The sequence below is a fragment of the Candidatus Protofrankia californiensis genome (assembly GCF_900634765.1).
In the GTDB taxonomy this organism is placed as follows: domain Bacteria; phylum Actinomycetota; class Actinomycetes; order Frankiales; family Frankiaceae; genus Protofrankia; species Protofrankia californiensis.
In genome coordinates, this window is record NZ_CAAAFT010000478.1 from 1 (window position 1) to 1,914 (window position 1,914).

The following is a 1,914-nucleotide window of genomic DNA, read 5'->3' on the forward strand; positions in this document are numbered from 1 at the left end:
GCCCGGTGCGCCCGGCCCACCCGCTGCGCCCGATGCGCCCGATGCGTCCAGCCCATCCAACCCGTCCGATACATCCGGTACATCGCCGGTTGCCGGCCGGCTCATCGCGCCGCCTCCTGTTCCCGCAGGTTGTCCGCGACCAGGGCGACGCCGATGACGAGGCTGGCGACGGCGAACGCCGGGAAAAGCACCGTCCACCAGGCGTGTTGGAGGAAGACCCGGTTGTCCGCCACGGAGGTGCCCCACTCCGGGGAGCCCGGCGGCTGGCCGAGGCCGAGGAACGACAAGGTCGCGGCGGCGAAGACCGCGTCACCGAGCCGGGACGTCGCCTCCACCAGCACCGTCCCGGCGACGTTGGGTAACACCTCGCGACCCAGCAGAGACGGGAACGGTTCGCCTCGCAGCCGCGCCGCCTCGACGTAGGGCTTCTCCCGCTCGACCAGCGCCGCGGCCCGCACGCTGCGAGTCACGATCGGTACGAAGAACACCCCGATGACGACGACCAGGGTGGTGGTGGACCTGCCCACCAGCGCCACCACGACCACCGCCCCGACCAGGCTCGGAAAGACGGCGAGCACGTCGACGACCCGCATGACGATCTCGTCCAGCAGGCCCCGCCGGACGCCGCACACCAGCCCGAGCAGGCTCCCGGTGCCCACCCCGACCGCGGTCGCCAGTGGGGCGACCGCCAGCACGGGACGGGCACCGGCGAGCACCCGGGCCAGCACGTCCCGGCCGAACTGGTCGGTGCCGAACAGGTGACCCCAGCCCGGCGAACGGAACCGCTCGGCCGGGTGCTGGGTCATCGGGTCGACGGGGACGAGATGCGGCCAGAACACCGCGACCACGGCCCACCCGACGAGCAGGACCGCACCCGCCACGAACGACGGCCGGCGCACCAGCCGCCGCACGACCCCCGGCCCGCGAGCCACAGCGGTGACCGGCGGTGCGACATCGGTGACGCTCACTGGGCTCACTGGGCTCACTGGTGAGCCACCTTCCCGACCCGGATCCGCGGGTCGAGCAGCGCGTACACGACGTCCGCGAGAACGTAGACGAGCATGCCCACGGCTCCGAGGACGATCGCGGTGGCCTGCAAGGTCGGCACGTCCTTGCTGGTCGCGGACGACAGCAGCAGGTCGCCGATGCCCTGGTAGCCGAACAGCAGCTCGACGGTGACCAGCCCGGCGAGCAGGTACTGCAGCTGGACGGCGAGCGCGCTCGTCACCGGAACCAGGCAGTTGCGCAGCACGTGCCCGCGCACGAGCTGCGCCTCGGACAGGCCGCGCACCCGCATCGCCCGGATGAACGGGCTGGACAGCGTCGCGACGGTGCTGGCCCGCACATGCCGGGCGACGTACCCGGCACATAGCAGGACCAGCGAGATCGCCGGCAGCAGCAGGTGTTCCACGCGGGTGAGCAGCCCCGCTCCCGAGGGTGCCTGAGCCGAGGAGGGCAACCAGTGCAGCTGGACGCTGAAGACCACCAGCAGCACGACCCCGGTGACGAACTCCGGAACGGCCCCGAGGCTCAGGCCGGTCACGCTGAGAACCCGGTCGAGCGGGCGTCCCTCCCGCAGCCCCGCGGCAAGGCCGAGCGCCAGCGCGAACGGCACGAGCAGGACGAAGGCGAGCAGGGCCAGCAGCAGGCTTTGGCCCAGCCGGTCCAGCGCCAGTGGACGGACCGCCACCCCGAGCGTGTAGGACTGCCCCCAGTCGCCGGTGACGAACCCGCCCAGCCAGTGCAGATATCGGCTGGGCAGCGGCTGGTCCAGGTGCAGCTGGTGGCGCAGCGCGTCCACGGACGCCTGGCTCGCTTCCGGGCCGAGCACAACCCGGGCGACGTCGCCGGGGATCAGCTCGGTCGCGGCGAACACCAGCAGGCTGACCGCCAGCAACGTGACCGGGATCGCCA

At 72.4% G+C, this 1,914-nt stretch carries 2 protein-coding genes; both read right to left on the reverse strand.

Annotated features, from left to right (window positions below; genetic code table 11):
• Positions 1-101 precede the first annotated feature (101 nt).
• Positions 102-986, reverse strand: coding sequence for an ABC transporter permease (locus DD1DGNOD_RS24650; RefSeq protein ID WP_241251150.1), 885 nt, complete (start codon positions 984-986; stop codon positions 102-104).
• On the reverse strand, positions 983-1,914 hold a 932-nt coding region (locus DD1DGNOD_RS24655; RefSeq protein WP_131771136.1), incomplete at its 5' end, for an ABC transporter permease. The genes DD1DGNOD_RS24655 and DD1DGNOD_RS24650, both read right to left, overlap by 4 nt.